Genomic DNA, 12,851 nt, shown 5'->3' on the forward strand with positions numbered 1-12,851 from the left:
GGGGAAACCCGGGACAGGGTTGCACGACGGACGGTGCCCGCCGCGTCGCGCGATGGGCACCGTCCGTCGTCGGGTTACCGCTGGTGAGCGCCGCTCACCTGGGGTTTCAGCCCCAGAGGTCGTACTGCTCGAAACCGGTGCCGGCCGAGACCCTTGTGGCGAAGATCTCGCTGGTCGCCTTGCCGGTGCCCTTGTACAGGTAGAGCGTGCCGCCCTTGGTGCGGGCCAGGAAGTCGGCCTTGCCGTCCCCGCTGACGTCGCCGACGGCGTCGAAGGCGTTGTAGCCGGTCCAGGCGCTGCGCACCTTGATCCGGCTGGAGAAGGCGCCGGATCCGGACTTGCCGGTGCCCTTGTACAGGTACAGGTCCCCGGTGCTGGACTTGCGGGCGATCAGGTCGGCCTTGCCGTCGCCGGTGAAGTCGCCGTGGCCGCGCACGGTGTTGTACTGGTTCCAGCCGGTGCCGACCGAGACGCGCGAGCCGAAGGTGCCGTTGCCCTTGCCCGGGTAGATCCACAGCGTGCCGCCGGAGTCCACGGAGAGGACGTCGGGCAGGTAGTCGCCGGTGACGTCGCCCGGCACGATGATCCGGGTGCGGGTCTTCCAGCCGGAGAAGATCTTCGTGTCGGTCCAGGAGCCGTCCGTGCGGGCGCTGTTGAGCACGAAGTGCTCCCAGTACACGTCACCGGTGGAGGAGACCCGGTAGACCAGGTCCTGGTAGCCGTCCCGGTTCAGGTCGGTCTGCAGGACCAGGTTGACGCCGCCCCAGTTGCCCCAGGAGATCCGGGTGGCGAAGGAGCTGCCCTTGGAGTCCTTCTCGTAGCCGGTCTTCGTGGACGAGTTGCGGACGAAGAGGTCGGCCTTGCCGTCGGTGTAGCTCAGGTTGCCGTCGTCGAGCTGCGGACAGGCGGCGCCGACGTACGCGGAGACCTTGCTGAAGACGCTGTAGGCGCCCTTCGACACGCAGTCCTGGACGCCCCAGGAGACGATGCCGGCGATCCGGCCGTTGACCACGAGCGGGCCGCCGGAGTCGCCGTTGCAGGCGGAGGTGGTGCCGGTGTCGCTGCCGGTGGCGGGCGCGCCCGCGCACACCATGTGGCCCTTGATGAAGTCGCTGCCCCAGTAGCCCGAGCAGGTGGTGTCGGACTGGATCGGCAGCGTGGCCGTCTTCAGGGTGTCCGAGATGTCCTGGCTGGTGGAGCTGGTGCGGCCCCAGCCGTAGACGGTGGCGTCGTTGCCGGCCGTGTAGGAGGCGGTGTCGCCGGAGGTGACCATGCGGATCGGCGTGGCCTTGACCGGGACGGCCAGGGTCAGCACGGCGATGTCGTTGTTGACGGTGGCCGGGTCGTACGACGGGTTGTTCCACTGCCGCAGCACGCCCGTGGCCTGGCCGCCGTGCAGGTCGGTGGTGCCCGAGGTGTCGGTGGTGGGCAGCTGGGCGGTGCCGGTGACGACCGCGCCGTCGGCCTTCCAGTTGTAGGCCTTGCCGTTCTCGTCGCGGACGCAGTGCGCGGCGGTGAGGATCTTCGTCGGCGAGACGACCGAGCCGCCGCAGAAGAAGCCGATGTCGTCGCTGGTGCTGGTGGTGCCCTTGTCGTCGTAGTACCAGAGCTGCGCCATCCACGGTGCCGAGGAGATGGTCGTCGTGTTGCCACCGATGATCTTCGGGGACACGGCGGACGGGCTGCTGGTCCTGTCCGTGCTGTCGGTGCCGGAGGCGCCGGCGATGCGCTTCTCCAGCGTGGCCTGCGACGGCTGGCCGACCACCGGCTGGGTGCCCGGCTTGGGCAGCGCGGTCGCGGCGTTCGCCGAGGAGGTCATCACCGCGGCGGCGACGGCAGCGGCGACACCGGCGGCGGCGAACGGCAGCGCGAGGCGTATACGCCGTCTGTGCCGCCCGTTCTTGGGCGTGGTCAAGGAGGTCCCCCCAGGGAGAGGTGAGTGAAGAGGGACGCGTGATGCGTCCCGTACCTCTCAGCGCCAAAGGCCCGCCCCCCGTCACTGTGCGACGGGGGGCGGGCCTCTGTACCTCAGGATCGAACCGTCAGTCCCCGTTGCCGGGGGCCGGCGTCGTCTTCTGAATCTGCATCAGGAACTCGGCGTTCGACTTCGTCTGCTTCATCTTGTCGAGGAGCAGTTCGACCGCCTGCTGCTGGTCGAGGGCGTGCAGCACCCGGCGCAGCTTCCAGACGATGGCGAGCTCGTCGGGGGCGAGCAGGATCTCTTCCTTACGGGTGCCGGACGCGTCGACGTCCACCGCCGGGAAGATGCGCTTGTCGGCGAGCTTCCGGTCGAGCTTGAGCTCGGCGTTGCCGGTGCCCTTGAACTCCTCGAAGATCACCTCGTCCATGCGGGACCCGGTGTCCACCAGCGCGGTGGCGAGGATGGTCAGCGAGCCGCCGTCCTCGATGTTGCGCGCCGCACCGAAGAACCGCTTCGGCGGGTAGAGCGCGGTCGAGTCGACACCACCGGACAGGATGCGGCCGGAGGCGGGCGCGGCCAGGTTGTAGGCGCGGCCCAGACGGGTGATCGAGTCCAGCAGGACGACGACGTCGTGGCCCAGCTCCACCAGGCGCTTGGCGCGCTCGATGGCGAGCTCGGCGACCGTGGTGTGGTCCTCGGCCGGGCGGTCGAAGGTCGAGGAGATGACCTCGCCCTTGACCGACCGCTGCATGTCGGTGACCTCTTCCGGACGCTCGTCGACCAGGACGACCATCAGGTGGCACTCGGGGTTGTTGTGCGTGATCGCGTTGGCGATCGCCTGCATGATCATGGTCTTGCCGGTCTTCGGCGGGGCCACGATCAGACCGCGCTGGCCCTTGCCGATCGGCGAGACCAGGTCGATGATCCGGGTGGTGAGCACGCCCGGGTCGGTCTCCAGGCGGAGCCGGTCCTGCGGGTAGAGCGGGGTCAGCTTGTTGAACTCCGGGCGGCCGCGGCCGTGTTCGGGCGCCATGCCGTTGACGGAGTCGAGGCGGACCAGCGCGTTGAACTTCTCGCGGCGCTCGCCCTCCTTGGGCTGGCGGACCGCGCCGGTGACGTGGTCGCCCTTGCGCAGGCCGTTCTTGCGGACCTGGGCGAGGGAGACGTACACGTCGTTCGGGCCCGGCAGGTAGCCGGAGGTCCGGATGAAGGCGTAGTTGTCGAGGATGTCCAGGATGCCCGCGACGGGGATCAGGACGTCGTCCTCGGCGACCTGCGGCTCGGCGATCTCGTCGCGGCCGCGGCGGCCGCGGCGGTCCCGGTAGCGGCCCCGACGGCCCCGGCGGCCGCCCTCGAAGTCGTCGTCGTCCTGCGGGCCGGTGTTGCGGTCCTGGCGGCCGCCCTGCTGCTGGCCCTGCTGCTGACGGTCCTGACGGCCGCCGCCCTGCTGGTCGTCGCCCTTGTTGCGGCGGTCACCACGGTCGCCGCGCTCGCGGTCCCCGCGCTCGCCGCGGTCGCGCCCGCGCTCACGTCGGTCGCGGCGGCCGCGGCCCTCGCCGTCACCGGCGTCGCCCTGCTGCGGCTGCTGGGACTGCTGCTGCGCGGGCGTCTCGGCCTTGGGCTCGCTCTTCGCCTCGGCGGCGACGGTCTCGGCGCCGCTCGCGGTCGGGCTGCCGGCCTCGGCGGTGGCGCGGCGGCGACGGCGCTCGGTGGGGGCGTCGTCGGAGGCCGGCTGGCCGGGGATCTCGATCTGCTGCTGGGCCACGGCCTTCTCGGCGGGGGCCTGCACCGCCTTGTCCGCCTTCTCGGCGGCGTCCTCGCCCGTGCGGGCCTTGGAGGTGGCACGGCGCTTGGGCTTGGTCTCGGTGGCGGCTGCCTCGGCCTTGGGGGCGGCGCCCCCTCCGGCCTGCGCCTCCTTGATGACCTCGATCAGCTGGCTCTTGCGCATCCGCGCGGTGCCCCTGATGCCGAGGCCCGAGGCGACCTGCTGCAGCTCGGCCAGCACCATGCCCTCGAGGCCGGTACCGCGGCGCCGCCGGGAGCCGGCACCGGCGGCAGGCGCGGAGGCGTCCGTGGCGGGCGCGGCAGCGGTCTCCTCGACACGTGCGCCCATCAGATCGGTGGTGTCGCTCACGAAGGGTCCTTCCCTGGAGCGGACGTCGGCCTGTCTGGCTCGGCGACCGGTTGTGCTGTCCGGCTACGGTCCTGTCTTGGTGAACCGTGCCGGGGCGGTGGTCCGCCAAAGCGGCGGAAGAGAATTTGCTGGTGATGGCGCTTCCGCGAGCCGTGGCACCCAGTGTCACGTGGTGTGGTAGCACCGATTCCGGAGCGTGCCCGCTGTCCCGCTCAGTGTCCGCGTACGACGTAGTGCCCAGGTACGGCGCACAGAACACGGAGTGGTGTGGGAGGCTCCCGGAAGGATGTCTGTCCCGGACGGGGACACGAGGCACCTCGCCATGGTGGGGTCGGGTGCAGACTTGAGATTAACACTACCGGATCCAACAAACATTCCCCCTCTCCAAATCCGGCAACCGTGTCTCAGGTCGCAAGCGGCAGCACGCTCGCTCCCTGGACGTCGAGATCCAGCCGGTTCGCGGCCCAGCCCTCGCCCGCGAGGTGGGACACCTTGTCGGCGGTGCCGGCGTCGGCGAGGGCCATGACGGTGGGTCCGGCGCCGGAGATGACGGCCGGGATCCCGTCGGCCCGCAGTCGCTCCACCAGCGCGGCGCTCTCCGGCATGGCCGGGGCGCGGTACTCCTGGTGGAGGCGGTCCTCGGTGGCGGGCAGCAGCAGCTCGGGGCGCCTGGTCAGGGCCTCGACGAGCAGGGCGGCACGGCCCGCGTTGGTGGCGGCGTCGACGTGCGGCACGGTGCGCGGGAGCAGGCCGCGCGCGGTCTCGGTGAGGACCGGCTTCCCGGGAACGAAAACCACCGGAACGATGGAATCACTGGGGTCCATCCTGATGGCCCGGGCCCCGCCGGCCTCCATCCAGGACAGGGTGAAGCCGCCGAGCAGACAGGCCGCCACATTGTCCGGATGGCCCTCGATCTCGGTGGCCAGTTCCAGCAGCGCGGCGTCGTCGAGCCGGGCCTCGCCGCCTATGGTGACCGCGCGGGCGGCGACGATGCCGGCGCAGATCGCGGCGGAGGAGGAGCCCAGGCCCCGGCCGTGCGGGATGCGGTTGGCGCAGACGATCTCCAGGCCGCGGGGCTGTCCGCCCAGCAGGTCGAAGGCGGTGCGCAGGGACCGGACCAGCAGGTGGCTCTCGTCGCGCGGGAGGGTCTCGCCGCCCTCGCCCGCGATGTCGATGTGCAGCCCGGAGTCGGCCACCCGGACGACGACGTCGTCGTAGAGCCCCAGCGCGAGGCCGAAGGCGTCGAAGCCCGGCCCGAGGTTGGCGCTGGTGGCGGGGACGCGCACCCGGACGGCGGCGGCGCGGAAGGCGGGACCGGCCATCGCTCGAAGACTCTCCTTGAGCTGCGTGACTGTCGAAGACACTCGATGGAGTCGAATGCCGTTCGCGGTGTTCGATGGACATTCGATGACGTACGAAGACCCGTCGGAGCGCGGAGACGACGCGGCCCCGGGCCCACACGCGGGGGCATATGCGGTAGGCGGGTTCAGTACAGCCTATCGAAGGAAGGTTCTGCGGCGACATAGGGCGCACAGGAGGCGCACGATGCGTGTCGCAAGCCCCTTGTGCACCCTTGCCAGGGAGAACCCGGGACACCGGGGGGACCGGCCGGTATCCGGTCCCGGGTGCTCCCCCGGTGCGCTCAGGCCAGGCCCAGCCGCTCGGCCGCGGTGGCCGCGTCGACGGGGACGGTGACCGGCTGCGGCGCGCCGGCGACGGCCCAGTCGGGGTCCTTCAGGCCGTTGCCGGTGACGGTGCACACGATGCGCTGGCCCGGGTCGACCTTGCCCTGCTCGGCGGCCTTGAGCAGACCGGCCACGGAGGCGGCGGAGGCGGGCTCCACGAAGACGCCCTCCTGCGCGGCCAACAGACGGTAGGCGCGCAGGATTTCACGGTCCGTCACCTCGTCGATGGCGCCGCCGGACTCGTCGCGGGCCTGGAGGGCGTAGCTCCAGGAGGCCGGGTTGCCGATGCGGATGGCGGTGGCGATGGTCGAGGGGTCCTTGACGACCTCACCGCGCACGATCGGGGCGCTGCCGGAGGCCTGGAACCCCCACATGCGGGGCGTCCGGGCGGCGATGCCGTCGGCGGCGTACTCCTGGTAGCCCTTCCAGTAGGCGGTGATGTTGCCCGCGTTGCCGACCGGGAGGACGTGGATGTCGGGGGCGTCGCCGAGCATGTCGACGATCTCGAAGGCGGCCGTCTTCTGGCCCTCGATGCGCACCGGGTTGACCGAATTCACCAGCGCCACCGGGTAGTTCTCGCTCAGCGCGCGGGCGAGGGTGAGGCAGTCGTCGAAGTTGCCGTCCACCTGGAGGATCTTCGCGCCGTGCACCAGGGCCTGGCCCATCTTGCCGAGCGCGATCTTGCCCTGCGGCACGAGCACGGCGGAGACCATGCCGGCCCGCACGCCGTAGGCGGCGGCGGAGGCGGAGGTGTTGCCGGTGGAGGCGCAGATGACCGCCTTGGCGCCCTCCTCCTTGGCCTTGGAGATCGCCATGGTCATGCCGCGGTCCTTGAAGGACCCGGTCGGGTTCGCGCCCTCGACCTTGAGGTGGACCTCACAGCCCGTGCGCTCGGAGAGCACCTGCGCGGGCACGAGGGGCGTGCCGCCCTCGCGGAGCGTCACGACCGGCGTGCTGTCGGAGACCGGCAGCCTGTCCCGGTACTCCTCGATGATTCCGCGCCACTGGTGGGTCATTGCTGGTTACTCTCCTTCAACCCGCATGATGCTGGCGACACCCCGCACGGTGTCGAGCTTGCGCAGCGCCTCGACGGTCCCGCTCAGGGAGGCGTCGGAGGCCCGGTGGGTGACGACGACGAGAGATGCCTCGCCGCCCTCCCGTCGCCCGCCGCCACCCTGTTCGAAGGCGACTGCGTCGCCGCTGCTCTGATTTCTGCCCTGCTGGCGCACCGTATCGATCGATACGCCGTGCTCGGCGAACACGGTGGCGACCTGGGCGAGAACACCCGGTTTGTCCGCGACGTCGAGGCTGATGTGGTACCGCGTGACGACCTCGCCCATGGACGAGACGGGCAGCGCGGCGTACGCCGACTCGCCGGGCCCCGTGGCGCCGTTGAGCCGGTTGCGGCAGACGGCGACCAGGTCGCCGAGCACGGCGGAGGCGGTGGGCGAACCGCCGGCGCCGGGGCCGTAGAACATCAGCTGCCCGGCGGCGTCGCTCTCGACGAAGACGGCGTTGTACGCGCCGCGCACGGAGGCGAGCGGGTGGCTGAGCGGGATCATGGCGGGGTGCACGCGGGCGGTGACCGAGCCGCCGTCCGCCGCGCGCTCGCAGATGGCGAGCAGCTTGATGGTGCAGCCCATCTCCGCGGCGGAGCGGAAGTCGGCGGCGGTGACCTCGGTCATGCCCTCGCGGTAGACGTCGTCGAGGCGCACGCGCGTGTGGAAGGCGATGCCGGCGAGGATCGCGGCCTTGGCGGCGGCGTCGAAGGCCTCGACGTCGGCGGTCGGGTCGGCCTCGGCGTACCCGAGCGCGGTGGCCTCGTCGAGCGCCTCCTGGTAGCCGGCGCCCGTGGAGTCCATCTTGTCGAGGATGAAGTTGGTGGTGCCGTTGACGATGCCGAGCACCCGGTTGACCTTGTCCCCGGCGAGGGACTCGCGCAGCGGCCGGATCAGCGGGATGGCGCCGGCGACAGCGGCCTCGTAGTAGAGGTCCCGGCCGTGCTCCTCGGCGGCGGCGTGCAGGGCGGCCCCGTCCTGGGCGAGCAGGGCCTTGTTGGCGGAGACGACGGAGGCGCCGTGCTCGAAGGCGGTGGTGATGAGGGCCCGGGCGGGCTCGATGCCCCCGATGACCTCGACGACCACGTCGATGTCCCCCCGTTTGACGAGGGCGGTGGCGTCCGTGGTGACAAGGGCGGGGTCGATGCCCTCGCGCACCTTGCCGGGCCGCCGGACCGCGACGCCCGCGAGCTCGACGGGGGCGCCGATCCTGGCGGCGAGGTCGGCGGCGTGCGTCGTCATGATGCGCGCGACCTCTGAGCCGACCACTCCACAGCCCAGCAGCGCCACCTTCAGCGGACGCGTACGCATCATCCGACCTCGTTTCCTCTCACCGTCTACGGTTGGTCCAGTCTCACTCACCGGACGGGAGTTTCTACCCTTCGTCCGGATCGTGAGACATCTATTTCATTTGTACGGGGGTGGGTGACCGCAGATCTTCCACCTGCGGTCTTTTCACCCCTGGGCGCGTGTCACCCGACGTCGAGCCGCAGGAGGTCCTCCTCCGTCTCCCGGCGGACGATGACCCGGGCTTCCCCGTCCTTCACGGCGACGACCGGGGGCCGCAGCACGTGGTTGTAGTTGCTGGCCATGGAGCGGCAGTAGGCGCCGGTGGCGGGCACGGCGAGCAGGTCACCCGGTGCCAGGTCGGCGGGCAGGAACGCGTCCTTGACCACGATGTCCCCGCTCTCGCAGTGCTTGCCGACGACACGGGCGAGCATCGGCTCCGCGTCGCTGGCCCGGGACACGAGCGCGACGCTGTACTCGGCGTCGTAGAGCGCGGTGCGGATGTTGTCGGACATGCCCCCGTCGACGGAGACGTACGTCCGCAGCCCCTCGAGCGGCTTGACGGTGCCGACCTCGTACAGCGTGAAGGCGGTGGGCCCGACGATGGCCCGCCCCGGCTCGACGGAGATGCGGGGCGTGCGCAGCCGGGCGGCCTCGCACTCCCGCCCGACGATCTCGGTCAGCGCCTTCGCGATCTCGTGCGGCTCGCGCGGGTCGTCGGCGCTGGTGTACGCGATGCCGAGCCCGCCCCCGAGGTCGATCTCGGGCAGCTCGACCCCGTGCTCGTCCCGGATGTCCTTGAGCAGCCCGACCACCCGATGGGCGGCCACCTCGAACCCGGACATGTCGAAGATCTGCGACCCGATGTGCGAGTGGATGCCGATGACCTCCAGCCCGTCGAGCTGCAGCGCCCGCCGCACGGCCTCGGCGGCCTGCCCGCCGGCCAGCGGAATCCCGAACTTCTGGTCCTCGTGGGCGGTGGCGATGAACTCGTGCGTGTGCGCCTCGACCCCGACGGTGATCCGGATCTGCACCCTCTGCCGCTTGCCCAGCGACTGGGCGATGTGCGCGACCCGCACGATCTCCTGGAAGGAGTCGAGCACGATCCGCCCGACCCCGGCCTCGACGGCGCGGTGGATCTCTTCCGTGGACTTGTTGTTCCCGTGGAAGGCGATCCGCTCGGCGGGCATCCCGGCGGAGAGCGCGGTGGCCAGCTCCCCACCGGAGCAGACGTCGAGATTCAGCCCTTCTTCGTCCAGCCACCGCACGACGGCCCGGGACAGGAACGCCTTGCCCGCGTAGAACACGTCGGCGTCGGCACCGAACGCGGTGCGCCAGGCGCGCGCCCGGGCGCGGAAGTCGGCCTCGTCGAGAACGTAGGCGGGGGTGCCGTACTCCTCGGCGAGCGTCTTGACGTCGACGCCGCCGACGGTGACGACACCGTCGTCGTTCCGGCCGACGGTCTGCGCCCAGACCTTCTGGTCGAGGACGTTGAGGTCGGCGGGCGGGGCCGAGTAGTGCCCCTCGGGAAGGACGTCGGCGTGACGGGGCCCGGCGGGGTGGGCGGAACGGCTCATGACGTGGCTCTCAGACTCTCTGTCTCTCTCCGGGCGTCCTGGGGGCTGCCTCAGAGGTGTTCGGGTGCGTCGATGCCGAGCAGGGACAGGCCACCGGCCAGCACCGTCCCGGCGGCTTCGGCGAGGGCGAGCCGGGCGCGGTGGGCGGCCGAGGGTTTCTCCTCGCCGCACGGCAGCACGGTGGGCACGAAGGGCAGGACGGCATCGGCGACGGTGACGAGATGCCGGGCAAGCCGGTCCGGGGCGCGATGGGTGGCGGCCGCGGTGAGCATGCGGGGATGGTCGGCGAGGGCACTCAGCAGCCGCTGCTCCCCCGCCACCGGCCCGGGTTCGGCGGCGAACCCGAGGCGGACGGCGTTACGGCTGACGGACCGGACGCGGGCATGGGCGTACCGCACCCGGAACAGCGGATTGCTCTCCCGCTGCACCAGATGATCGGCGGTGACACGCGGCCGGTCGTGCGCGGCGGGATACAGCAACGCCCACTGCGCGGCGTCGGCCCCGAGCGGAGCGGGATCCTCGGGGGCGGGAACGGGCCGCAGGGTGACGGGCTCCCGGTGCTCGACCTCGCCGCGTGCCCCCTGGGTGGCGAGAATTCTGACGACGGCGTCGGCGACGACTTCGGCCCGCGCCTCGTAGGGAACCCGCAGCACGACCACCTGCCCGGCGAGGGCCTGGCCGTGCCCGTACGCGGAGCCGGCGGCGCGGATGTCCCGGACGAGGGAGGTGGCGAGGTCGGAGGGGTCGCCGGTGAGGCAGATGTTGAGGAACCCGGGCCCGGTGACGACGACGTCCCGGATGCCGCGGGTGGTGATGAGATGCGGCCGCAGAATCTCGGCGACCCGCTGCGCGGAGGTCCCGGCGGGCCGGGCGAGCTGCAACGCGATGCTCGTCGCGTAGTCCCCGCACCCCCCGGGCCCCGGCTCGGTCACGACGACCCGCTCAGGGACGGTCACTGCTAGCTCCCCCTGGTCGACGGCACGCCGCACCGCGTGCAGGACGGTGCGGGAAAGCTCGACGGGGGTCACGGGACAAGGGTAGGGGAGGTGGGGGGTGGGGAGGCGAGGTGGTTTTGAGGGGTGGGACGGGGGTGGGGCGAGGCGGGGTCGGCACGGGGCTTGGTGGACGGCTCAGGTACCGGAGGGGACGCCGTCGGTCACCTGACCGGAAACTCCGTCACTGCCCCCGTCGCCTTCGCTGCTGTCATCCCCATCACCGTCACAGCCGCCATCGCCCTCTCCCCCGCCCCCATGCCCCTGCCCCTGCTCCGCACTGCTGCCTCCGGGCCTCCGCCCGAGGAGCTGCTTGACGATCCGGACGAGCTCTTCGGGTTCGAAGGGCTTGGCGAGAAAGGCGTCGACGCCGACGTCGAGTCCCGTCTCCACCTCCTTCTGCGTACAGGCGCTGATGATCGCGACGGGAAGATCCTGCGTACGGGGATCGGCGCGAAGCCGAGCGGCGGTGCGCAGTCCGTCGAGCCGGGGCATCACGACATCGAGCGTCACGACATCGGGCTGCACCTCGTGCACGACATCGAGACACTCGGCACCATCGGCCGCGGTCACGACCTCAAGCCCCTCAAGCTCGAGGTTGACCCTGATCAGCTGCCGGATGACCTTGTTGTCGTCCACAACAAGCACCCGACCGGACGCGCCTGGCACAACTTGAGGGTAGGTCCGCACCGGCTACCGCGTCCGGGTTTTCCCTACTTCCGCCCCGGGTGGGGGATGGGGCTCCGGCCGGCGGGCGGCCGGTTCCGGCCCTGGGTCCGACTCGGCTGCTCCGCTCCACGAAACCCGTTCCTGATCACCCCGCCGGACCTGCTAGTGTTCTACTCGTCGCCGGGAGCGAGCAGCCCCCAACCGACACGCCCCCGTAGCTCAGGGGATAGAGCAACGGCCTCCGGAGCCGTGTGCGCAGGTTCGAATCCTGCCGGGGGCACCCAGCATGAGGTGCCCAAAGACCCCGTCACCAGCGGAAACGCTGAGGCCGGGGTCTTCGCGTATGTGCAGGCGTGTGCGGCCTGGAGCGGCCGTATGCCGGGGTCTGTGGACTATTCGTGGACAGGATCTTGGGGCGTCTGCCCAGGTCAGCCCGACAAATGAGAGGGCCGGCGACGTCGACCCACCACGGGCCAGGCCCTCGCTAGCGCTGTGACTGCATAGGTTCGCCGGGTTGCAGGTCGGAGCGGCTGGGTGGGCAGCGACGTCGATGCCGAGAGCCCGGCAAGCCAGTTCAGAGTGCGTCAATAACCCGTCACGAGCCGGGGTGTTTCACTCTTGCGTGGGATCAGCCGGGTTCGGATGCCCGGTCGGGTTAGTTCGATCGTCGGTGTAGTTGATCGTGCCGGTGTCCCCGAAAGTGACGGCGGTGGCCCGTACGTCTCCGCTAAATGTGTAGATGTGCCCGGTCGTGGGCTGACGGGACCGGAACAGTACGTCGCGCAGCGCCCGGGCTGTGGGTGCGAGATGCGGGACGACCGCGGCGAGGAAGCTCGCACTTAGGAACGCTGCGGCCAGTTCTCCGAAGAATCCGAAGGCGGAGAACACCGGCGGGACGGTGAACAGCAGGAAGGACAGCGAGAAGAAGGCGGGCATGTGCTCACGGTCGTCCTTCATACGGGCGGCCGACCGCTCGCGCAGGTCGACGTCCCCCAGCGGGTTGTGCGGAATGACTTCCCAGCTGCCGGAGTCCCGGCCGGAGGCGAGCAGCCGGAAAGTCACACGCTGCCCGCGCTCCAAGTGGCCGATGGCAAAGACCGCTTCCCTGCGGCTTTGTTCGAGATCCGGGCGTCGCTGCACGCCCCACTCGGCCTCGTGGGAGGAGGTCGCGGCGGCGTCGAGGACCTCGCTCCCGTCGGCGAACCGGAATCGCAGCTGCTGCTGCTGGACAACGCGGTTCCCCGTGTTCTCCACGGTGAACGCGACGGAGCTGAGGTCCTCGACGTTCCTTCCGTTGTAGGTGAGCCCGAGCCGGGGCCGCACCTGCTCGTCGGCGGAGACGATGGCCGTCCGCGTCTCGGCGTCGTAGGAGAGCCGCTTGCTCGGCTCACGGCGGGCCTTCACGTACTCGATCGCCATCGTGCCGAGCACGCCGACGAGCCCACCCGCGAGGGCGATGATCAGGTCCCGCTGGAAATCGGTCAGTGTTGCCTCTGCGGCCCAGTTCACCGTAGCCCCCCGTCGATCA

Annotated in this window: 9 protein-coding genes and 1 tRNA gene; 1 reads left to right on the forward strand and 9 read right to left on the reverse strand. The window is 70.9% G+C overall.

Going from position 1 to position 12,851, the window contains the following annotated elements:
• Positions 1-106 precede the first annotated feature (106 nt).
• From AQJ66_RS26715 to AQJ66_RS26750, 8 genes are all read right to left on the reverse strand, one after another.
• Complete coding sequence (locus AQJ66_RS26715) at positions 107-1,819, reverse strand: trypsin-like serine protease (RefSeq protein ID WP_079060455.1); 1,713 nt, start codon at positions 1,817-1,819, stop codon at positions 107-109.
• A gap of 223 nt (positions 1,820-2,042) precedes the next feature.
• Entirely contained in the window at positions 2,043-4,055 is a 2,013-nt protein-coding gene (rho, locus tag AQJ66_RS26720; RefSeq protein ID WP_061927161.1) for a transcription termination factor Rho, read from the reverse strand.
• Positions 4,056-4,459: 404 nt separating this feature from the next.
• The gene (thrB, locus tag AQJ66_RS26725; protein WP_061927163.1) at positions 4,460-5,377 is read right to left on the reverse strand and encodes a homoserine kinase; all 918 of its coding nucleotides are present in this window, start codon (positions 5,375-5,377) and stop codon (positions 4,460-4,462) included.
• A 320-nt stretch (positions 5,378-5,697) separates the two neighbouring features.
• The gene (gene thrC, locus AQJ66_RS38535) at positions 5,698-6,756 is read right to left on the reverse strand and encodes a threonine synthase (RefSeq protein ID WP_061927165.1); all 1,059 of its coding nucleotides are present in this window, start codon (positions 6,754-6,756) and stop codon (positions 5,698-5,700) included.
• A 6-nt stretch (positions 6,757-6,762) separates the two neighbouring features.
• The gene (locus tag AQJ66_RS38540) at positions 6,763-8,112 is read right to left on the reverse strand and encodes a homoserine dehydrogenase (RefSeq protein WP_061927167.1); all 1,350 of its coding nucleotides are present in this window, start codon (positions 8,110-8,112) and stop codon (positions 6,763-6,765) included.
• A gap of 158 nt (positions 8,113-8,270) precedes the next feature.
• Positions 8,271-9,662 (reverse strand): diaminopimelate decarboxylase, encoded by a 1,392-nt coding sequence (gene lysA, locus AQJ66_RS26740; RefSeq protein ID WP_061927169.1) that lies wholly within the window; start codon positions 9,660-9,662, stop codon positions 8,271-8,273.
• A 50-nt stretch (positions 9,663-9,712) separates the two neighbouring features.
• Complete coding sequence (gene nrtL / locus AQJ66_RS26745) at positions 9,713-10,690, reverse strand: ArgS-related anticodon-binding protein NrtL (RefSeq protein ID WP_061927171.1); 978 nt, start codon at positions 10,688-10,690, stop codon at positions 9,713-9,715.
• Positions 10,691-10,792: 102 nt separating this feature from the next.
• Entirely contained in the window at positions 10,793-11,293 is a 501-nt protein-coding gene (locus tag AQJ66_RS26750) for a response regulator (protein ID WP_061927173.1), read from the reverse strand.
• A gap of 238 nt (positions 11,294-11,531) precedes the next feature.
• Between AQJ66_RS26750 and AQJ66_RS26755 the strand changes: the two genes are divergently transcribed.
• Positions 11,532-11,603, forward strand: a tRNA-Arg gene (locus AQJ66_RS26755).
• Positions 11,604-11,935: 332 nt separating this feature from the next.
• On the opposite strand, the gene AQJ66_RS26760 is transcribed toward AQJ66_RS26755, so the two are convergent.
• Entirely contained in the window at positions 11,936-12,832 is an 897-nt protein-coding gene (locus AQJ66_RS26760; protein ID WP_061927175.1) for a hypothetical protein, read from the reverse strand.
• Between the last annotated feature and the right edge of the window lie 19 nt (positions 12,833-12,851).

This window comes from Streptomyces bungoensis, assembly GCF_001514215.1.
In the GTDB taxonomy this organism is placed as follows: Bacteria; Actinomycetota; Actinomycetes; order Streptomycetales; family Streptomycetaceae; genus Streptomyces; species Streptomyces bungoensis.

Excerpts from the sequence above, each read along its gene's own strand:
- thrB (WP_061927163.1), bottom strand. The coding sequence starts at position 5,377 with ATGGCCGGTCCCGCCTTCCGCGCCGCCGCCGTCCGGGTGCGCGTCCCC.
- lysA (WP_061927169.1), bottom strand. The coding sequence starts at position 9,662 with ATGAGCCGTTCCGCCCACCCCGCCGGGCCCCGTCACGCCGACGTCCTT.
- AQJ66_RS26715 (WP_079060455.1), bottom strand. The coding sequence starts at position 1,819 with ATGACCTCCTCGGCGAACGCCGCGACCGCGCTGCCCAAGCCGGGCACC.
- thrC (WP_061927165.1), bottom strand. The coding sequence starts at position 6,756 with ATGACCCACCAGTGGCGCGGAATCATCGAGGAGTACCGGGACAGGCTG.
- AQJ66_RS38540 (WP_061927167.1), bottom strand. The coding sequence starts at position 8,112 with ATGATGCGTACGCGTCCGCTGAAGGTGGCGCTGCTGGGCTGTGGAGTG.